Below are 20,495 nucleotides of genomic sequence, written 5' to 3'. Positions count from 1 at the left end.
GTTCCTAGCGTTTGAGTCATGACATGGACACTTCTGCACCAGCGCATGGCTCTGATGAACGAACTGATCGGCCTCGCCGCCAGCGATCCCGAAGCGGCATTGGCACAGCTTGCCCAACCCGACCGCGCAGCCGAGGTCGCCCGGCTGTTCGGCGATGAGGAGGGCCTGCTGTTGTCGCTGCGGCAACGCTGGGTGACGGCGCTGTCGGCGAAATTGGATCAGGCCGACTACGAGGGTATTTCGGCCGAGCAGGCCAGGGCCGACCTGGCCGCCGCGCGGCCGGGGCTGCGTGCGCTGCTCGACGCCGCGGGCCGCCGCTCGCTGCGGCTGCGCGCGCTGGCCGGCGGCGAGCAACGCGTGGTCGACCTCTTCCTGGGGTCGATGGTCGATCGGCTGACCGTTGCCTGACGACGGCGTCGACCCCGGCATCCTCGACCGGCTGCTGCACCGGCTCACCGGCCCGGCCGCCGTGCTGATCGTGGGAATCTGGGTGGTCGCCGCCGCCGCCGGTAACCTGCTTGTGCCACAACTGGAACGCGTGATCGACAATCACTCCCGGCCGTTCATGCCCGCTGCGGCGCCGAGCTCTGTCGCCGCCGCCCGCGCCGCGCAGCTGTTCGGGGAAACCCCCAGTAACAACTTCGTCTACGTCGTGCTGGAACGAGGCGGCGCCCTGACGCCGAAAGATCACGGCTTCTACGACGCGCTGACGTCGAGCCTCAAAGCCGATGCGCGGCATGTCTATTCGGTGACCGACCTGTGGTCGCAGCCGGCCACCGCCGCCGGCGCACAGAGTTCGGATGGTCACGCGGTGACCCTGATGGTGCGATTGGCCGGGATGCTGGGCACCTCCCAGGCGCGTGACTCGGTGAACTCGGTGCGTACCGCCGCCACCGCCCTGTCACCACCGGCGGGCCTGACCGTCCACGTCACCGGCCCCGGCGCCACCATCGTCGACGAGTTCGCCGCCATCGACCGGCAGATGCTCGGAATCACCGCCGCCACCGTCGTTCTGATCCTGGTGCTGCTGCTGGTGGTGTACCGCTCGCCGACCGCAGCGGCTATCCCGCTGATCTCGGTGGGGCTGGGGCTGGCGGTTGCCCGGTTCATCGTCGCGGCCCTGGGTTCGTCTGACAGCGTTGAGGTTTCGTTGTTCTCGGTAGCGCTGATGGCCGCGATGACACTCGGTGCGGGCACCGACTACGCGATCTTCCTGATCGGCCGCTATCACGAAGGCCGCCGCCGCGGCGTCCCGGCCACCCGCGCGCTGCTGCAGGCGTATCGCGCCGTCGCGCCGGTGGTGATCGGGTCGGCGCTGACGGTTTCGGCGGCACTGTCCTGCCTGGCCTTCGCACAGGTGGGAATGTTGCGAAGTGCCGGAATACCTTGTGCCATAGGCATTCTGGTGACTATGCTGGCGGCGCTGACGCTGACGCCGGCGCTGATGGGTCTGGCGATCCGGCGGGGATACCTCGAGCCCCGGCCGTCGGCGACGGCACGACGCTGGCGCCGTGTCGGGACATCGGTGGCCCGTTGGCCGGGACCGGTGCTGGTCACCGCGGGCACGTTGACCATGCTGGCGGCGCTGCCACTGGCGGGTATCGAGGTGGGCTGGGACGAGCCCGCGGCCACGCCCTCGGACACCGATTCGGGCCGCGGGTACGCTTCGGCCGGCCGGCACTTCCCGTCCGACGCGCTGCTGCCCGACGTCGTCACCATCCAGGCCGACCGCGACCTGCGCAACCCGGCCGCGCTGATCGCCGTCGAGCGGATCAGCCGCCAGATCATGGCGATCCCCGGCGTGCGGGCGGTGCAGTCCGCGACCCGGCCCGACGGCAAGGTACCCGAGCAGGCGACGCTGAGTTTCCAGGCCGGCGAACTGGGCCGCCGCTTCGGCGAGGCGGTCGACTCGCTGACCGCGCGGCTGGACCGCGTCTCCGAACTGGACCAAGCGCTGGCACAGACGCAGGCTGCGGTGAACCGCATCGGCGGCGGCCTGCGCGGCGGCAGCGCGGGCCTGGCCGACATGTCCTCGGCCGCAACGGATATGCGGGCCGGTGTGGACGGCGTGCAACGCACCGTGACCACGGTGTCCGGATACCTCGACCCGCTGCGTGACTTCGTCGCGCGAACCCCGGACTGCGCCGCGAACCCGTTGTGCGCGACCGTCGACCGGGTACTGGAACCCATTGACGGACTGCTGCAGACGTCGACCCGCATCGGCGACGGCGCGGCGAAGCTGACCCGCGGCTCGACCACCGCAGCCGACGCGCTGGCCGGGCTGCCGCAATCCGTTGCCGCGATGAACGACGCGCTGGGACAAGCCCGTTCGGCCACCCGCGAATTGCTCAGCCTGCGCGACTCGATCGGGCCGCAGCTGCGACAGCTGACCGACTACCTCAACGAGATCGACACCCAGTTCCAGGGCAGTGCTGCGGCGGGCTTCTTCCTGCCGCAGCGGGCGCTGTCCGACCCGCGATACCGCGAGGTGCTGAACAGGCTGGTCTCCCCGGACGGCCATGCCACCTTCCTGTTGGTGTACGGCGACGGCGGCGAATGGGGCGCCCCCGGAGCTGCGCGGGCGCAGCAGGTGCGAGCGGCGGTCCAGCAGGCCACCAAGGAGGGCACGCTGACTCCGACCGGGATCGACCTGGCCGGTGTCGGACCGGTGACCTCCGATCTGCAGCGCGCGGTGGGCCGCGACACCGCGCTGCTGGTCGCGGCGGCGCTGGCGCTGATCTTCCTGATCGTCACGACCATGCTGCGCAGCCCGGTGGCCGGTCTGGTGGTGGTGGGCACCGTCGTCGCCTCATTCGCATCGGCGCTGGGCGCCAGCGTGCTGATCTGGCAGTACCTGTTGCATCAGCCACTGCACTGGGCCGTCGCGCCCATCGCGTTCATCGCGCTGATCGCCGTCGGGGCCGACTACAACCTGCTGTTGGCGCTGCGCGTCAAGCACGAGGCGCCGGCCGGTCTGAAGACGGGCATCATCCGCGCGTTCGGCGGCACCGGTGGGGTGGTCACCACGGCGGGCATCGTCTTCGGGATCACCATGCTGGCGCTGTTGTCCAGCAGTGTGCTGTCGATCGCCCAAATCGGTACCACCGTTGCGGTCGGACTACTGATCGACACCTTGGTGGTACGAGCGTTCGTGGTGCCGTCCATCGTGGCCCTGCTCGGCCGCTGGTTCTGGTGGCCGGGCATCGTTGGACGTGCAGTGAAAGCAGTTTCACTGCAATCCAATTCGGAGCGACATCGCGCACGGTCATTGCTCAACACCACGTAGTCGCGGCGCCATCCGCCGCTATACCGATAGGGTCTGCCGGTCCGGTGTCTGGTGAGGTGCGGTAGTGGTTCGCAACGGCCGGGTGCGCACCCGTTGCGGCCACCAGAACCAGCGGCCCAGCAGCGCGGCGATCGCCGGTGTCATGAACGACCGCACGATCAGCGTGTCGAACAGCAGGCCCATCCCGACGGTGGTGCCGAACTGTGCGAGCATCACCAGCGCGCTGGCACCCATCGAGATCATGGTGAAGGCGAACACCAGTCCGGCCGAGGTGACGACCGCGCCGGTGCCGGCCATCGACCGGATGATGCCGGTCTTGATTCCGGCGTGGATCTCTTCCTTGAATCGGGACACCAGCAGCAGGTTGTAATCGGATCCGACCGCCAGCAGGATGATGACGGCCATCGCCATGATCATCCAGTGCAAGTCGAATCTCAGGATGTACTGCCAGATGAGTACCGATAGCCCGAACGACGCGCCGAGTGACAGCAGGACCGTCCCGACGATGACCGCCGCGGCAATGACGGCGCGAGTCAGGATCAGCATGACGATGAAGATCAGGATCAGCGCACCGATTCCGGCGATCAGCAGGTCGTAGGTGGAGCCCTCTTTCATATCCTTGGCGGTGGCCGCGGTGCCCGCGATGTAGATGCGGGCGTTTTCCAGCGGCGTTCCCTTGATGGCTTCGAACGCGGCGTTGCGTATCGCGTCGATATGGGCGATCCCTTCGGGGGTGGCCGGGTCACCGAGGTGAGAGATGATGAAGCGCACCGCTTTTCCGTCCGGTGAGATGAACATGTCCATGCCGCGTTTGAAGTCGGGATTGTCGAACACTTCCGGCGGCAGATAGAACGAGTCGTCGTTCTTGGACGTGTCGAAAGCCTGACCCATCGCGTTGCCGCCCTTGCCCGCGGCGGCCGCCTGCTGGTCCTGCATCCCGGCCATCGTGGAGTGCATCGACAGCATCATGGTGTGCATCGACTTCATCATCCCGACCATCGGCGTCATCAGTTTCAGCATCTCGGGCATGATGACGTCGAGCTTTTCCATCTGCGGCATCAGGTCGCCGATCTGTTCGCTGAGCTGGTCGATGCCGTCCAGAGCATCGAAGACCGACCGCATCGTCGCGCACACCGGGATGTCGAAACAGTGTTTCTCCCAATAGAAATAGCTACGGATCGGCCGGAAGAAATCGTCGAAGTCGGCGATCTTGTCGCGCAGGTCGTTCATCTCGGCCACCATGGTTTTCATCTGTCCGACCATGGTGTGCATGACGCCGGTCATCTCTTTCATGATCCCGAGCATGGTCTCCATGGTGGTGATCATGGTGGCCATCTGATCGGCCATCACCACCATCTGATCCATCTGCGACTGCATGTAGTCGCGCGTCAACTGCTGGCCCACGCTCTGCATGCCGATCTGATAGGGGATGGAGGTGTGGTCGATCGGGGTGCCCAGCGGACGAGTGATGGTTTGGACGCGGGCGATACCCGGAGTGTGAAAGACGTTGCGGGCAATGTGTTCGACGATCAGCATGTTGGCGGAATTGCGCAGATCCTGATCGGTCTGGACCATCATGATTTCCGGATTCATCCGGGCCTGGGAGAAGTGCCGGTCGGCGGCGTCGAACCCCTGCATCGCCTGGATGCTTCTGGGCATGTACTTGCGGTCGTTGTAGCTGGTCTTGTAGCCGGGCAGCGCGATCAATCCGATCAGCGCCAGCGCCAGGGTCGCCGCCAGGATCGGACCCGGCCAGCGGACCACGGCAGTGCCTACCCGACGCCAACCACGTGTCCGAGCAGCACGTTTGGGCTCGAAGAGCCCGAATCGACTGCCGACCACCAGTGCCGCCGGTGCCATGGTCAGGGAGGCGAGCACCGCCACCGTGATGCCGATCGCCAGAGGAACGCCCAACGTCTGGAAATAGGGCAGCCGGGTGAAGTGCAGGCAGAACGTCGCGCCGGCGATCGTCAGTCCCGAGCCGAGGATGACGTGGGCGGTGCCGCGATACATTGTGTAGAAAGCGGTTTCGCGGTCTTCGCCGGCGCCGCGCGCCTCGTGGTAGCGGCCCAGGACGAAGATCGCGTAGTCGGTCCCGGCCGCGATACCCAGCATGGTCAGCAGGTTCACCGAGAACGTCGACAGCCCGATCACGTTGTAGTGCCCGAGGGCGGCCACTGCACCCCGTGCGACGGCGACTTCCAGGACCACCATCGCCAGGACGAGCAATACGGTGCGGACGGAGCGATAAACCATGAACAGGCTGAGCAGGATGACCACCATGGTGATCGCCGTGACGAGCTTCAGACTCTTGTCCCCGACCTTGTGCTGGTCGGCGGTCAGCGCGGTTGCGCCGGTGACGTAGATGTGTACGCCGGCCGGCGGTGGTGTGCTGGCGATGATATTGCGGACGGCCGCGATGGAGTCGTTGGCCCGTGCCTCGCCTTGGTTTCCGACCAGGTTGAGTTGTACGTAAGTGGCTTTGCCGTCGCCGCTTTGGGCTCCGGCCGCGGTCAGTGGGTCTCCCCAGAAATCCTGCACGTGCTCGATGTGGGCTTTGTCGGCCTTGAGCTTGCCGACCAGGTCGGCGTAGAAGCGGTGCGCCTCGTCGCCGAGCGGTTGGTCGCCTTCGAGCACGATCATCGCCGACGCGTCGGAGTTGGACTCGGCAAAGACGTGTCCGATGTGTTTCATGGCTGCCATCGAGGGCGCGTCGTCCGGGCTCAGTGACACCGAGTGTTCCTGGCCCACCTCCTCCAGGGAGGGCACCGCCACATTGAGCAGCACGGTCAGCGCCACCCATCCCAGCAGCAGCGGAATCGCGCACGGGTGGATGAAGCGGGGAATGAGCGGTCGGGCGCCGGTTGCGTTCATGCCGACTTCACCTGGCAGAAGGTGAACGCGTCCACGCCCTCAGCGGTCTTCTCGTCTTTGACCTTGTCGTCGACGGTGATCCGACAGGTGATGGTCTCGGAGTTACCCTGCGCCAACAGGATTGGGCTGGTAGCCGGCGCTGTGGTGGTGAGCGTGAGCGTCCAGGGGAGGGGCGCCTGTTTGATGCTTTGCGGATTCGCCGACAGGTCAAGGTAATTGATCGTGGCGACCGAGCCGGCCGGCCCGAACACTTCGTAGGTCACTCGCTTGGGGTTGAACGGCTTCGCGTCGTTGGCTATCCCCGATCCCTGGCGGGTGATCTCGTTGTCGGATCCGAAAACCCCGCGCATCCGGTAGACCACGAACACTCCGATCGCGAGCGATACCAGCACCACCCACATCAGCCAGTACCGGCTGAGCTTCCTCGCCATGCGAACCCTCGTTTCGATTGGTCCCGATCACTGTGTAGATCAATCAATTTCATGCTCAGCGGTGAGATAGGCCAAACACATCCGGGCGATCTCGTCGGCCCACTGCCGCCAGGTCAGGCCGTCGGGCCACCACGGTGATGCGGCAGCGCGGTGCGCCCCGGCCGCGATGACGCTGCGGAACGCGATGTCCAGCGCCGTATCTGGATCGGGGTGGCGGATCTGTTCGCGGTGGGCGGCGGCGGCGTCGAGGAACCGTCGCCGCAGCGCGTTGACGGTGCGCAGGCCGTCCTCCGGCGGATCGACCCGGTGACCACCGGCGAGCACCGCGGGAATGACTCGGCCACTTTCCTCGAGAGTTTCGCTCAGTGCGGCAGCGAACGCGTTGACGACACCCTGCAGGGACGGCGGCGCGGTGTCCAGGCCTTCGGCCACCGCCAGCTCGAGTCGTTCGGCGAGGTCTCGGCGGATCGCTTCGATCAGATCTTCCTTGCCGGCGAAGCGCCGGTAGACGCCGCCGACGGAGACTCCGGCGTGTTCGGCGACGCGGGCGATCGTGAACTCTTCGAATCCCTCGTTGACCAGCACCTCTTCGGCGGAGGCGAGTAGCCGTTGCAGCGCGGCCCGACTGCGCGCTTGCTGCGGTGGGCGGAATTGGGACTTCGCTTCCCCGGCTTCCCCGACCATTCGCGGCTTCCCCTCGGGTAAACATGGTGGCCAGTCCGCACGCGTGTCGGTGCAAAGGCCAAAAACGTTCGTATAACTGATATTCAGGCTGGCTTGCGGCGCGGTCCGACAACCAGCGACTGGCCCTTCCTAATGTGAATGCGAATATCGGTTCCGAATGTTAACACGCACGGGAAGGTCGTGGCGGGAATTGTGAAATCCGGCTGGGACAGCCGGTACAAGTCGGTCGGCAAGGTGCCGGTGACGAATTCAGCGACAGCTGAATCAGAGCCGTTGGATGGCTATATTTCTGGCCCGTTTGTGATCGTAGGCCGATTCGGCTGAGAAGCGATCAGCCGCGGGTGACCTTGCCAGCCTTGATGCACGAGGTGCAGACGTTGAGCCGCTGCTTGTTGCCGCCGGGGCGGGTCACGGCGTGCACGGTCTGGACGTTGGGGTCCCACCGGCGGCTGGTGCGCCGGTGGGAGTGCGACACCGACTTACCGAAGCCGGGGCCTTTCCCGCAGATATCGCACACAGCGGCCATGGTTCTAACTCCTCAAGTCTGTTGCTGGGGTCCGGCGACGCCCGTCGGGTCGGCCGGCCTGAGCCGGAAGTAGCCCGGGCTGACCCAGGCCGTCCCACAATACCGACTTCAGTAGGCATTATCCAAAACGGCCGGCGCCACCTCGACCGACGGTGACCAGTGCTGTCGGCCCGGCTGGATAGGCTTTCGGCTGGCTCACGGGCCGGCGGGCCCGAGGTTACGCTAGCGCGCATCGGGGCCTCGGAAATCGCCCGGTCAAGCGCGCTTGAGCACCGTCAAGCCCAGTCGAGCACGGCGGAGGAGGTGGGGTCGGGTTGGTCAACGAGGATCTGGGCCGGGATCGGGACCGGGACCGCCGGCTGGACGGCCCGGCCCTGCGGGACTGGGCGCACACCGTGGTGAGCGACCTGATCACCCACATCGACGAGATCAACCGGCTCAACGTGTTCCCCGTCGCCGACTCCGACACCGGTGCAAACATGCTGTTCACCATGCGTTCCGCGCTGGCCGAGGCCGATGCCGAAGCCAGCCGCGGCAGCCGGGACGTGGACCGGGTGGCGGCCGCGTTGTCGGCGGGCGCGCTCAACGGCGCCCGCGGCAACTCGGGGGTGATCCTGTCGCAGATCCTGCGCGGTCTGGCCGACGCGACGGCGCACGCGGCCGCCGGGGGCGCACTGGCGGCGATCGACGCGGAGACCCTGGCGGCCGCACTGTGGCGCGGCGTCGAACTGGTGGTCACCTCCATGGGCGGCGACGAGGTGCCGGGCACCATCGTCTCGGTGCTGCGGGCGGCCGCCGGTGCGGCCACCCAGCGTGCCGCCGACGGCGAAAGCCTGGGTCGCACCGTCGTCGCTGCCTGCGACGCCGCGGTGGTGGCGCTGGAGAAGACCACCGAGCAACTCGACGTCCTGGCCGACGCCGGCGTGGTGGACGCCGGGGGGCGGGGCCTGTTGGTCCTGCTGGATTCGCTGTGTTCGACGATCACCGGCGCAGCGCCCGCCCGGCCGGTCTACGAGCCGGCACCGCGATCGGCGGCCGTCGGTGGGGCGGTCCGCCGCCGGGCGCCGCAGTTCGAGGTGATGTACCAGCTGACCGGTGCCGACGAGGCCGCGGCGGACACCCTGCGGGAGAGGCTGGCGGAGTTGGGTGACTCGGTGGCCATCGCCGCCGCGCCGCCGGACAGTCACTCCGTGCACGTCCACACCGACGACGCCGGCGCCGCCATCCAGGCCGGCATCGCCGCCGGCCAGTTGAGCCGGATCGTCGTCTCGGCGCTCAGTTCGGGGGCCACCGGCCTACCCGCAGGCAGCTGGACCCGCGAACGTGCGGTGGTTGCCGTCGTCGACGGCGACGGGGCCGAGGCGTTGTTCGCCGGAGAGGGCGCCTGCGTGCTGCGGCCGGCCCCGGAGGATCCCGGTGCGGGCATCAGCGCCCACCAACTGGTGCGCGCCGTCGTCGACAGCGGCGCCGCGCAGGTCATCGTGCTGCCCAACGGCTACGTAGCGGCCGAGGAGCTGGTGGCGGGATGTACCGCGGCGATCGGCTGGGGTGTAGACGTGGTGCCGGTGCCCACGGGTTCGATGGTGCAGGGGCTGGCCGCGCTGGCCGTGCACGATCCCGGCCGCCAAGCCGTCGACGACGGCTACACCATGGCCCGTGCCGCCGGGGCGGCCCGGCACGGATCGGTCCGGCTGGCCACCGAGAACGCGCTGACCTGGGCCGGGCCCTGCAAGGCAGGGGACGGGCTGGGCATCGCCGGGGACGAGGTGCTGATCGTGGCCGGCGACGTCGCCGCGGCGGCGATCGGCCTGCTCGATCTGCTGATGGCGTCCGGCGGGGATCTGATCACCGTGCTGGTCGGCACCGGTCTCGGCGACCAGCAGGCCGCTGTCATCGAGGAGGTGCTGGAACGGCACATGCACGACCACCACCCCGGCAGTGAGCTGGTGGTCTACCGCACCGGCCACCGCGGCGACGTGCTGCTGATCGGGGTGGAGTAGTGGTCTGCCTCGACGATCGTCTCGACCTCGCCATCGGCGGCAAATCCGCCGATCGGCTCGACGAGGTGTTCGGCATCCGCACCGTCGGCGACCTGCTGCGGCACTACCCGCGCAGCTACGTGGAGGGCGCCCAGGTGCGGGGCGCCGCGGACGAACGCCCCGAGGCCGGCCAGCACATCACCATCGTCGACGTCATCTCGGACGCGGTGACCAAGGAGATGAAGAACAACAAGACGAAGAATGACGACCCGAGACAGAAGCGCAAGCCGCAGAAATTTCATCGCATCACCGTCGGTACCGGCCGCAACAAGGTGACGGCCACATTCTTCAACGCAGGCTGGATCAGCACCCAGCTCACTCCCAAGACCAGGGTGATGCTGTCCGGCGAGGTTGGCTACTTCAACGGGGTCATGCAGCTCACCCATCCGGCCTTCCTCATCCTCGACTCGCCGGACGGCAAGAACCACGGCACCAGATCGCTGCGCAACATCGCCGACGCATCGCAGGCCGTCAGCGGCGAGTTGGCGATGGAGGAGTTCGAGCGGAGCTTCTACCCGATCTATCCGGCCAGCACGAAACTGCAGACCTGGGACATCTTCCGCTGTGTGCGCCAGGCGCTGGCCGTGCTGGATCCGGTGCCAGATCCGCTGCCCGCGGATCTGCTTGCCGCGCATGGGCTTATCTCCGAGGACGAAGCGTTGCGCGCGATTCATCTCTCCGAGGACAAGTCCCTGCGCGAGCGTGCCCGGCAGCGGTTGACCTTCGACGAGGCCGTCGGGCTGCAGTGGGCGCTGGTGGCCCGCCGGCACGGCGAGCTGTCCGAATCGGGCCCGCCGGCACCACCTCGCGCCGACGGCCTGGCAGCGGAGTTACTGGCACGGTTGCCTTTCGAGCTGACCGCGGGGCAGCGGGAGGTGCTGGACGTGCTGTCCGGTGAGATGGCGTCCACCCGCCCGCTGAACCGGCTGCTGCAGGGCGAGGTCGGGTCGGGCAAGACCATCGTGGCGTTGCTGGCCATGTTGCAGATGGTCGACGCCGGCTACCAGTGCGCGCTGCTGGCTCCCACGGAAGTTCTTGCCGCACAACATCTTCTGTCGACCAGCGCAATGCTGGGGCCGTTGGCGATGGGCGGTCAGCTGGGTGGTGCGGAAAACGCCACCCGGGTGTCGCTGCTCACCGGGTCCATGACGGCGGCGCAGAAGAAGCAGGCGCGGGCCGAGATCGCGAGCGGGCAGGCCGGCATCGTCATCGGCACTCACGCGCTGCTGCAGGAATCGGTGGAGTTCCACAAGCTGGGCATGGTGGTGGTCGACGAACAGCACCGCTTCGGTGTCGAGCAGCGAGATCAGTTGCGCGCCAAAGCCCCTGCCGGTATCACCCCGCATCTGCTGGTGATGACCGCGACGCCGATACCGCGCACCGTCGCGCTCACCGTGTACGGCGACCTGGAGATCGCGACGCTGCGGGAGCTGCCCCGGGGGCGGCAGCCGATCACCACCCGGGTGATCCTGGTCAAGGACAAGCCGGCCTGGCTGGACCGGGCCTGGCAGCGGATCCGGGAAGAGGTCGCCGCGGGGCACCAGGCCTACGTGGTGGCGCCCCGCATCGACGAGGACGACGAGTCCTTCCAAGCCGAAGACGGTGGCCGGCAGACGACAACCGCCGTAGGCATGTTCGCGCGGCTGCAGCGCGCAGAGTTGGCGGGGTTGCGGCTGGGCCTCATGCACGGTCGGCTCTCGGCAGACGAGAAGGAGGCCGTCATGACCGCCTTCCGCGCCGGCGACCTCGACGTGCTGGTGTGCACCACGGTGATCGAGGTGGGCGTGGACGTACCCAACGCCACCGTCATGTTGGTGCTCGACGCCGACCGGTTCGGCATCAGCCAGCTGCACCAGCTGCGCGGCCGCATCGGCCGCGGCAAGGACGCCGGCCTGTGCCTGCTGGCCAGCTGGACCTCGCCGGGATCGGTTGCGGCGCAACGACTCAACGACGTAGCCGGCACGCTGGACGGATTCAAGCTGGCCAACCTGGATCTCAAAGAACGCAAGGAAGGAGACGTGCTGGGCCGCAACCAGTCCGGTCGCCCGATCACGCTGCGCCTGCTGTCGCTGGCCGAGCACGAGGCCTACATCGTGGCCGCCCGCGACTTCTGCGTCGCCGCCTACGCCGCGAACCCCGCCGACGCCGGACTGGTCTCGCTGGCAGCGCGTTTCACCGACACCGATCAGATCGAGTACCTGGACAAGTCATGACGCGCAAGGTGCTGCTGTGGCTGGCGGCGGTGGCCGCGCTGGCGCTGGTGGTCGCGTACCAGACGCTGGGATCCGCCGCGTCCCGGCACGCCGACGAATTCGCCGCGCGCGCCGACGTGCCGACCGTGCAGCCCGGCGAGGACGTGCTGGCCGGCATCGCAGTGGTGCCGTTGCGGGTTCGCCGGTACGACTACCTGCGGGTCGCATACGGCCCGGCGTGGGACGACGACAACGACGCCCCGCTGGGCCACAACGGCTGCGACACCCGCGACGACATCCTCAACCGCGACCTGGTGGACATCACCCATGTGTTCACCAAGCGGTGCCCCGACGCGGTGGCCACCGGGACCCTGCACGACCCGTACACCAACACCGTCGTCGCCTTCCAGCGCGGCGCCAAAGTGGGCGAAGCGGTGCAGATCGACCACATCGTCCCGCTGTCCTACGCCTGGGACATGGGCGCCTACGCGTGGCCGGCCGCCGAGCGTAAGCGCTTCGCCAACGACCCGGCCAACCTCCTGGCCGTGCAGGGGCAGGCCAATCAGGACAAGGGCGATTCGCCGCCGGCGCAGTGGATGCCGCCCAATGCGGCGTTTGCGTGCCAGTACGGCATGCAGTTCATCGCGGTACTGCGCGGTTACGGGTTGCCGGTGGATCTGCCGTCCAGCGTGGTGTTGCGTCAGGCCGCGGCCACCTGCCCCGCCGGCTGACCCCGCCGGCCGGCCCCCGTCCGGCCGACCGTCCGGCCGTGAGTGAATTCAACGACGTGACGCGCCGGTGGGGCGTCGCGCCGTTCACCGTCGGCGAGGACAGATCGGCGGAAAAAAATCAGGCTCCGGCGTAGGTGTCCGGGTCCGGACGGAACCGGGTGCCGTCGTCCAGCCCGTTCAACGCGTCCATGTGCTCGGTGGCCAGTTCGAATCCGAACACGTCCAGATTGCTGGCGATGTGCTCGGGCTTGGCCGACCGGAAAACAACCGAATTGCCCAGCTGCACGTTCCACCGCAACAACACCTGAGACGGTGTCTTGCCGTACTCGGCCGCGATCGAGGTGACCGTCGGGTTGTCGTTCAGCTTGCCCAGGGCCAGCGGCGTGTAGGACTGCGTCACCACCTCGTGCTCGGCATTCGAGCCGCGCAGCTCCTGCTGGTTGAGCAGCGGGTGCAGCTCGATCTGGTTGACGGCCGGCGTGACGAACGTCAGGTCGATGACCATCGACAAATGCTCGGCGGTGAAGTTGGAGACCCCGATCGAGCGGGCGTGCTCGTTGCCGCGGGACTGGATGAGCCCGCCGAAGGAGTCCACATATTTGCCCAGCGATGCGGCCGGCCAGTGAATCAGGTAGAGGTCGACGTAGTCCAGGCCGAGCCGTTCCAGGCTGCGCAGGCAGGCGTCCTGCGAGCTCTGGAAACCCTGTTCGGCGGTGGCCAGCTTGGTGGTGACGAACAACTCGGCGCGCGGAATGCCCGAGGCCGCGATCGCGCGGCCCACCGCAGCCTCGTTGCCGTAGGCGGCCGCGGTGTCGATGAGCCGGCAGCCCACCTCCAGCGCCGCGGACACCGCGCGTTCGGTCTCGTCCTCCGACAGCTCCGCGGTACCAAGACCGAGCACCGGCATGGTGTTCTCGTCATTGAGGGCTATCGAGGGGATCGAAGCGGCGCCCGACTCGCCAGTCAACGTCATCACCTACCTATTGAATTCGAACCTATGAAAATTGACGGTTTTTCAGATCTAGACCAAGACGGCGTTGCACTGGTGGCCGACTCGGGCACCACATACTACCGAGTTGAATACGCCACCTAACCAATGCGTCGCTACGTGTCCGTACAGTTGTCGCGGGGTACGGGACCCGAGGGCGGGTAAGCCAATTTTCGAGGGAGTGGCCGATGACCAAGAGTCTGCCAGGCGCGCCGGACCTCCATCCGGGAGCTACCGGCGAACAGAACGGCTGGATAGGTCGGGTGCAGCACACCGTCACCGCCGCGGGCGTCAAGGTCATCCCGTGGATTCCGGTCGGTGCCAAGCGGCTGCTGACCCGCGGTCGCTCGGTCATCATCGACGGCAACACCCTGGACCCGACCCTGCAGCTGATGCTGACCGGGTTGCGGGCCGTCGGCGTCGACGGCCTCGTGGTCGACGACGACGTCGCTGCCTCGCGGGCATTCATGCGCCAAAGCATGGCCGACATGCCGGGTCCGCAGATTCACGTCGAGGTCGAAGACATCACGCTGCCCGGTCCGGCCGGGGCTATCCCGGCGCGGCACTACCGCCCGCCGTCGGACGCGCCGACCCCGCTGCTGGTCTTCTACCACGGCGGTGGCTTCGCCCTCGGCGACCTGGACACCCACGACGGCCTGTGCCGGCTGACCTGTCGCGACGCGGGCATCCACGTCCTGTCGGTCGACTATCGGCTGGCACCGGAGCATGCGGCGCCGGCCGCGATCGACGACGTCTACGCCGCGTTCCGGTGGGCCTGGGAGCACGCCGAACAACTCGGCGCCATCCCCGGGCGGGTGGCGGTGGGCGGGGACAGCGCCGGCGGCAATCTGGCCGCCGTGGTCAGCCCGGCTGGCCCGGGACAACGGCGAACCTGCCCCGGTGCTGCAGTGGCTGATCTATCCGCGGACCGATTTCACCGCGCAGACCCGCTCGCTGAGCCTGTTCGCGCGCGGCTTCCTGCTGACCAGACGCGACATCGACTGGTTCACCGCGCAGTACCTGCGCAACTCCGGCATCGACCCGACGGATCCGCGGGTATCGCCGGCGCGGGCCGAGTCGCTGTCCGGGCTGGCGCCCGCGTTGATCGCGGTCGCCGGATTCGACCCGCTGCGAGACGAGGGTCAGGACTACGCCGCCGCGTTGCGTGCCGCCGGAACCCCGGTGGACCTGCGCTACCTGGGTTCGCTGACGCACGGCTTCGCCAACCTGTTCCAGCTCGGCGGTGACAGTTCCGCGGCCACGACGGAACTGATCTCGGCGCTGCGAGCACACCTGAGCCGGTCCTGACCTGTGCCGGCAGCCGCGTCGGTACTCTAGAAGCGCCCGCTCAGCGGGTGCCGCCAACGAACGTGAGGAACCTGTGGCCGACAAACCAAAGCGCCCCGCGCGACTCGACCTGAAGTCCGCCGACGGCAAATCCGGCCGCCTCATCCAGATCGCCGGCACCGCGATCGTGGTGATCTTCGCGGTGGCCCTGGTCTCCTACATCGTCATCTCCAAGCAGCACAAAAACGGGCCGGTCGACGCCAACGGCGCCGTCGTCGTCACCTCGAGCAAGCTGGTCACCGACAACGGCAAACCCAAGGCCGAGATCCAGTTTTTCGAAGACTTCCTGTGCCCGGCGTGCGGCAACTTCGAGCGCAGCTTCGGGCCCACCGTCTCCAAGCTGATTGACATCGGCGCGATCGCCGCCGACTACACCATGGTCACCATCCTGGACAGTGCGCACACCCAGAACTATTCGTCGCGGGCGGCCGCGGCCGGCTACTGCGTCGCCGACGAGTCCATCGAAGCGTTCCGCCGGTTCCATGAGGCGCTGTACAGCCAGGACATCCAGCCGTCCGAGACGGGCACGAAGTTCCCCGACAACGCGCGGTTGATCGAGATCGCCCGCCAGGCCGGCGTGTCGGGCAAGGTGCCGGACTGCATCAACAGCGGCAAGTACATCTCCAAGGTGACCGGTTTGGCGGCCGCCAACAACATTCAGGGAACGCCGACGGTCAGGATCAACGGCACCGAGTACCAATGGTCGACGCCGGCGGCGCTGGTCGACAAGATCAAGGGAATCGTCGGCAACGTTCCCGGTATCGACGAGGTCGCCGCGGCGGCGAAATCCTGAGGACCGTGTCCGAAGAACCAGCCGCACCAGCTGAGGTAACCGGTGGGCCGGCGCTTTTCGTGCCCGTGCTCAGCGCGTGGTGGGTGCTGATCGGCGGTGTGATCGGGTTGATCGCCTCGGTCACGCTGACGATCGAGAAGATCGAGCTGCTGCGCAATTCTTCGTACGTGCCGTCCTGCAACATCAACCCGATCCTGTCGTGCGGTTCGGTGATGGTGACACCGCAGGCTTCGCTGCTGGGTTTCCCCAACCCGCTGCTGGGCATCGCGGGATTCACCGTCGTAGTGGTTACCGGGGTACTGGCCGTCGCGAAAGTATCGCTGCCGCAATGGTATTGGAGTGGACTGGCGGCCGGGCTGCTGGTCGGCACGGGCCTGGTGCACTGGCTGATCTTCCAGAGTCTGTACCGCATCGGGGCGCTGTGCCCCTATTGCATGGTGGTCTGGGCGGTCACCGTGACGTTGCTGGTGGTGGTGCTGTCGATCCTGGCGCGTCCGCGCGCCGACTCGGGTGCCGTGCCGCGGTTGCTTTTCGGCTGGCGGTGGTCACTGGTGACGTTCTGGTTCACCGCCGTGTTCCTGCTGATCATGGTCCGGTTCTGGAATTATTGGTCGACGCTCATCTGAGTTAGGGTCGGGCGTGATCTCCAAAGTGTTGGTGGCCAACCGCGGCGAAATCGCGATCCGCGCCTTCCGCGCCGCCTACGAACTGGGTGTCGGCACCGTCGCCGTCTACTCCTACGAGGACCGCAATTCGCTGCACCGCTTGAAGGCTGACGAGTCCTATCAGATCGGCGAGCCGGGACATCCGGTGCGGGCCTACCTGTCGGTCGACGCGATCGTCGAGACAGCGCAGCGTTGCGGTGCGGACGCGGTCTACCCCGGTTACGGATTCCTTTCGGAGAACCCGCAATTGGCCGCTGCGTGCGCAGCGGCGGGCATCACCTTCGTGGGGCCGGACGCCGAGGTGCTCAAGCTGACGGGCAACAAGTCGCGGGCGATCGAGGCGGCGCGGGAGGCGGGCCTGCCGGTACTGCAGTCCTGCGCGCCGTCGGCCGCGGTGGCCGATCTGGTGGCGGCTGCCGACGATATGCGATTTCCCTTGTTCGTCAAGGCGGTTGCCGGTGGCGGCGGCCGCGGGATGCGCCGGGTGACCGAAAAGTCCGCGCTGCCAGAGGCGGTCGAGGCCGCCAGCCGCGAAGCCGAGTCGGCGTTCGGCGACCCGACGGTCTATCTGGAGCAGGCGGTGCTGCGCCCGCGCCATATCGAGGTGCAGATCCTGGCGGACACCCAGGGCAACGTGATCCATCTCTACGAGCGCGACTGCAGCGTGCAGCGCCGCCACCAGAAGGTGATCGAGCTGGCGCCGGCGCCGAACCTGCCGGACGAGCTGCGCGCGAAGATGTGCGCGGACGCGGTCGCGTTCGCCCGGCACATCGGATACAGCTGTGCGGGCACGGTCGAGTTCCTGCTGGACGAGAACGGCGAGTACGTCTTCATCGAGATGAACCCGCGAATTCAGGTGGAGCACACCGTCACCGAGGAGATCACCGACGTCGACCTGGTATCCAGCCAGTTGCGGATCGCGGCCGGTGAGACGTTGCAGGACCTGGGGCTGACCCAGGACGGCGTCCGTCCGCACGGCGCGGCGCTGCAGTGCCGCATCACCACCGAGGATCCGGCCAACGGATTCCGTCCCGACACCGGCCGGATCAGCGCGCTGCGCACCCCCCGGCGGGGCCGGCATCCGGTTGGACGGCAGCACCAACCTGGGCGCGGAGATCAGTGCGCACTTCGACTCCATGCTGGTCAAGCTGACCTGTCGTGGCCGCGATTTCAAGACTGCGGTCAACCGTGCCCGACGGGCCATGGCGGAGTTCAGGATTCGCGGGGTATCGACGAATATTCCGTTCCTGCAAGCGGTTCTGGGATGATCCCGATTTCCAGGCCGGCCGGATCACCACGTCGTTCATCGACGAGCGGCCCCGGCTGCTGACTGCCCGCACGTCGGCCGACCGCGGCACCAAGATCCTGAACTATCTGGCCGACGTCACCGTCAACCAGCCGCACGGCGCCCGGCCGTCGAAGGTGTACCCGCAGAACAAGTTGCCCGAGATCGATCGGGAGGCCGAACCGCCGCACGGGTCGCGACAGCGGCTGCTGGAACTGGGTCCGGAGGGGTTCGCGCGCTGGCTGCGCGAGTCAAAAGCGGTGGGCGTGACGGACACGACGTTCCGCGATGCCCACCAGTCGTTGCTCGCGACCCGGGTGCGCACCAGCGGGCTGATGATGGTGGCGCCGCACCTGGCGCGCACGGTGCCGCAGCTGTTGTCGGTGGAGTGCTGGGGCGGCGCGACTTACGATGTGGCGCTGCGGTTCCTGAAGGAGGACCCGTGGGAGCGGCTGGCCGCGCTGCGCGAGGCGATCCCCAACATCTGCCTGCAGATGCTGCTGCGGGGCCGCAACACGGTGGGTTACACGCCGTATCCGGAGATCGTCACGTCGTCGTTCATCGAGGAGGCGACGGCCACCGGCATCGACATCTTCCGGATTTTCGACGCGCTCAACAACCTGGACTCGATGCGTCCGGCCATCGACGCCGTGCGCGAAACCGGTTCTGCGATAGCCGAAGTCGCGATGTGCTATACCGGCGACCTGTCCGACCCGGGCGAGCGGCTCTATACGCTCGACTACTACCTGCGGTTGGCCGAGTCGATAGTGGCGGCCGGTGCGCACGTGCTGGCGATCAAGGACATGGCCGGGCTGCTGCGCGCGCCGGCGGCGCACACCCTGGTTTCGGCGTTGCGCAGTCGCTTCGACCTGCCTATCCACGTGCACACCCACGACACCCCGGGCGGGCAACTGGGCAGCTATGTGGCCGCCTGGCAGGCCGGCGCCGACGCGGTCGACGGGGCCGCGGCGCCGATGGCCGGGACCACCAGCCAGCCGGCGCTGAGTTCGATCGTGGCGGCCGCGGCGCACACCGACTACGACACCGGACTGTCGCTGTCGGCGGTATGCGCGCTGGAGCCGTACTGGGAGGCGTTGCGAAAGGTGTACGCGCCCTTCGAATCCGGGCTTCCCGGCCCGACCGGGCGGGTGTATCGTCACGAGATCCCGGGCGGGCAGCTGTCGAATCTGCGCCAGCAGGCGATCGCGCTGGGGCTCGGTGACCGGTTCGAGGAGATCGAGGAGGCCTACGCGGGCGCTGACCGGGTGCTGGGCCGACTGATCAAGGTCACCCCGTCGTCGAAGGTGGTCGGCGACCTGGCGTTGGCGCTGGTCGGCTCGGGGCTTACGGCCGACGAATTCGCCTCCGATCCAGCCCGATTCGACATCCCGGATTCGGTGCTGGGCTTTCTGCGCGGTGAGCTGGGCGACCCGGCAGGCGGGTGGCCGGAGCCGCTGCGGTCGCGGGCGCTGGAAGGGCGCGCGTCGGCCAAGCCGGCCCCGGAGTTGACCGCCGACGACCGGGCCGCGCTGTCGGTGCCCGGCCCCGACCGCCAGGCGACCCTCAACCGGCTTCTGTTTCCCGGCCCGACAAAGGAATTCGAAGACCATCGGGAACTCTATGGCGACACCTCCCAGTTGTCGGCCAACCAGTTCTTCTACGGCCTGCGGCAGGGCGAAGAGCATCGGGTGAAGCTGGAACGCGGGGTGGAGCTGCTGATCGGGCTGGAAGCCATCTCCGAACCCGACGAGCGTGGCATGCGGACGGTGATGTGCATCATCAACGGCCAGCTGCGACCGGTGCTGGTGCGCGACCGCGGCATTGCCAGCGCGGTGCCGGCCGCCGAGAAGGCCGATCGCGGCAACGCCGGGCACGTCGCCGCTCCGTTCGCCGGGGTGGTCACCGTCTCGGTATCCGAAGGGGACAAGGTCAGTGCGGGGGAGACCATCGCCACCATCGAGGCGATGAAGATGGAGGCGCCGATCACCGCGCCCGACGACGGCACGGTGGAACGGGTGGCCGTGTCGAGCACCGCGCAGGTGGAGGGCGGCGACCTGCTGCTGGTGCTGAGTTCGTCCGGTCGGTGACTCTTGACCCGCATCATCGGTGGCGTAGCGCGGGGCAGACGCCTGGTCGTGCCGCCGCGGGGGACGAGACCGACCACCGACCGGGTCCGCGAGTCCCTGTTCAACATCCTGACCGCACGCATCGACCTGACCGGTCTGGCGGTGCTGGACCTCTACGCCGGATCGGGTGCGCTCGGATTGGAAGCCTTGTCGCGCGGCGCGGCGTCGGGGCTGTTCGTGGAAGCCGACGCCCGGACCGCGGCCGTGCTGGCGCGCAATATCGACGCGGTGGGCCTGCCCGGTGCGACGGTGCGTCGAGGTGCGGTGGCGGCCGTGCTCGCGGCTGAGCCGCGGTCGCCGGTGGACCTGGTGCTTGCCGATCCGCCTTATGAAGTGGAGACCTCCGACGTCAACGCCGTGTTGTCGGCGCTGCACGACTGGACCAGGGAGGGAACGGTGGCGGTGGTGGAACGCGGCGTCGGCAGTGCGCCGCTGACCTGGCCGGAGGGCTGGGCGGTATGGCCGGAACGGGTTTACGGCGACACCCGGTTGGAGCTGGCCGAGCGGGTCTGAGCCGGCGTGTAGCGT

The 20,495-nt window shown here is 67.8% G+C and carries 13 protein-coding genes and 2 pseudogenes; 10 read left to right on the top strand and 5 right to left on the bottom strand.

The genetic code is table 11. The annotated features are described in order from the left end of the window. Positions 1-18: 18 nt before the first annotated feature. On the top strand, positions 19-408 hold the full coding sequence (locus L6444_RS19435; protein WP_236976639.1) for a hypothetical protein: 390 nt from the start codon (positions 19-21) through the stop codon (positions 406-408). 19 nt (positions 409-427) lie between these two features. Next, a complete protein-coding gene (locus L6444_RS19430) occupies positions 428-3,286 on the top strand; it encodes an MMPL/RND family transporter (protein ID WP_309297867.1) in 2,859 nt (952 codons plus the stop codon). 18 nt (positions 3,287-3,304) lie between these two features. On the opposite strand, the gene L6444_RS19425 is transcribed toward L6444_RS19430, so the two are convergent. From L6444_RS19425 to rpmB, 4 genes are all read right to left on the bottom strand, one after another. Continuing rightward, positions 3,305-6,160 (bottom strand): MMPL/RND family transporter, encoded by a 2,856-nt coding sequence (locus L6444_RS19425; protein WP_236976637.1) that lies wholly within the window; start codon positions 6,158-6,160, stop codon positions 3,305-3,307. Beyond that, positions 6,157-6,591, bottom strand: a complete 435-nt coding sequence (locus L6444_RS19420) for an MmpS family transport accessory protein (RefSeq protein ID WP_236976635.1) — start codon at positions 6,589-6,591, stop codon at positions 6,157-6,159. Before L6444_RS19420 ends, L6444_RS19425 begins: the two co-directional genes overlap by 4 nt. Before the next feature lie 39 nt (positions 6,592-6,630). Continuing rightward, positions 6,631-7,275, bottom strand: a complete 645-nt coding sequence (locus L6444_RS19415; protein ID WP_236976633.1) for a TetR/AcrR family transcriptional regulator — start codon at positions 7,273-7,275, stop codon at positions 6,631-6,633. A gap of 331 nt (positions 7,276-7,606) precedes the next feature. Beyond that, the gene (gene rpmB, locus L6444_RS19410; protein WP_236976632.1) at positions 7,607-7,801 is read right to left on the bottom strand and encodes a 50S ribosomal protein L28; all 195 of its coding nucleotides are present in this window, start codon (positions 7,799-7,801) and stop codon (positions 7,607-7,609) included. 359 nt (positions 7,802-8,160) lie between these two features. Between rpmB and L6444_RS19405 the strand changes: the two genes are divergently transcribed. The 3 genes from L6444_RS19405 to L6444_RS19395 are packed head-to-tail and all read left to right on the top strand — an operon-like array spanning position 8,161 to position 12,763. Further along, on the top strand, positions 8,161-9,801 hold the full coding sequence (locus L6444_RS19405) for a DAK2 domain-containing protein (protein ID WP_236984271.1): 1,641 nt from the start codon (positions 8,161-8,163) through the stop codon (positions 9,799-9,801). Then, complete coding sequence (gene recG / locus L6444_RS19400; RefSeq protein WP_236976631.1) at positions 9,801-12,053, top strand: ATP-dependent DNA helicase RecG; 2,253 nt, start codon at positions 9,801-9,803, stop codon at positions 12,051-12,053. The genes L6444_RS19405 and recG overlap by 1 nt, the downstream gene beginning before the upstream one ends. Continuing rightward, on the top strand, positions 12,050-12,763 hold the full coding sequence (locus L6444_RS19395; RefSeq protein WP_236976630.1) for an HNH endonuclease family protein: 714 nt from the start codon (positions 12,050-12,052) through the stop codon (positions 12,761-12,763). The genes recG and L6444_RS19395 overlap by 4 nt, the downstream gene beginning before the upstream one ends. A gap of 118 nt (positions 12,764-12,881) precedes the next feature. Here L6444_RS19395 and L6444_RS19390 read toward each other — a convergent pair whose 3' ends face one another. After that, positions 12,882-13,730, bottom strand: a complete 849-nt coding sequence (locus L6444_RS19390; protein WP_236984269.1) for an aldo/keto reductase — start codon at positions 13,728-13,730, stop codon at positions 12,882-12,884. A 209-nt stretch (positions 13,731-13,939) separates the two neighbouring features. Between L6444_RS19390 and L6444_RS19385 the strand changes: the two are divergent. The 5 genes and pseudogenes from L6444_RS19385 (at position 13,940) to rsmD (ending at position 20,480) form a co-directional block, all read left to right on the top strand. Then, positions 13,940-15,059, top strand: a pseudogene (locus tag L6444_RS19385) (alpha/beta hydrolase). A gap of 73 nt (positions 15,060-15,132) precedes the next feature. Beyond that, the gene (locus L6444_RS19380; protein WP_236976629.1) at positions 15,133-15,891 is read left to right on the top strand and encodes a DsbA family protein; all 759 of its coding nucleotides are present in this window, start codon (positions 15,133-15,135) and stop codon (positions 15,889-15,891) included. Positions 15,892-15,896: 5 nt separating this feature from the next. After that, positions 15,897-16,517, top strand: a complete 621-nt coding sequence (locus L6444_RS19375; RefSeq protein WP_236976628.1) for a vitamin K epoxide reductase family protein — start codon at positions 15,897-15,899, stop codon at positions 16,515-16,517. 13 nt (positions 16,518-16,530) lie between these two features. Beyond that, a pseudogene (locus L6444_RS19370) lies at positions 16,531-19,928 on the top strand (pyruvate carboxylase). A 3-nt stretch (positions 19,929-19,931) separates the two neighbouring features. After that, on the top strand, positions 19,932-20,480 hold the full coding sequence (gene rsmD / locus L6444_RS19365) for a 16S rRNA (guanine(966)-N(2))-methyltransferase RsmD (protein ID WP_236976627.1): 549 nt from the start codon (positions 19,932-19,934) through the stop codon (positions 20,478-20,480). The last annotated feature ends 15 nt before the right edge of the window (positions 20,481-20,495 follow it).

This window comes from Mycobacterium kiyosense (assembly GCA_021654635.1).
Taxonomy (GTDB): domain Bacteria; phylum Actinomycetota; class Actinomycetes; order Mycobacteriales; family Mycobacteriaceae; genus Mycobacterium; species Mycobacterium kiyosense.
The sequence above is the reverse complement of the archived record's forward strand: the minus strand, read 5'-3'. Positions and strand labels throughout refer to the sequence as shown.

Bases quoted from the DNA above. Each gene is read 5' to 3' on its own strand.
- rpmB (WP_236976632.1), bottom strand. From the start codon at position 7,801: ATGGCCGCTGTGTGCGATATCTGCGGGAAAGGCCCCGGCTTCGGTAAG.
- L6444_RS19395 (WP_236976630.1), top strand. From the start codon at position 12,050: ATGACGCGCAAGGTGCTGCTGTGGCTGGCGGCGGTGGCCGCGCTGGCG.
- L6444_RS19435 (WP_236976639.1), top strand. From the start codon at position 19: ATGACATGGACACTTCTGCACCAGCGCATGGCTCTGATGAACGAACTG.
- L6444_RS19415 (WP_236976633.1), bottom strand. From the start codon at position 7,275: ATGGTCGGGGAAGCCGGGGAAGCGAAGTCCCAATTCCGCCCACCGCAG.
- L6444_RS19425 (WP_236976637.1), bottom strand. From the start codon at position 6,160: ATGAACGCAACCGGCGCCCGACCGCTCATTCCCCGCTTCATCCACCCG.
- L6444_RS19420 (WP_236976635.1), bottom strand. From the start codon at position 6,591: ATGGCGAGGAAGCTCAGCCGGTACTGGCTGATGTGGGTGGTGCTGGTA.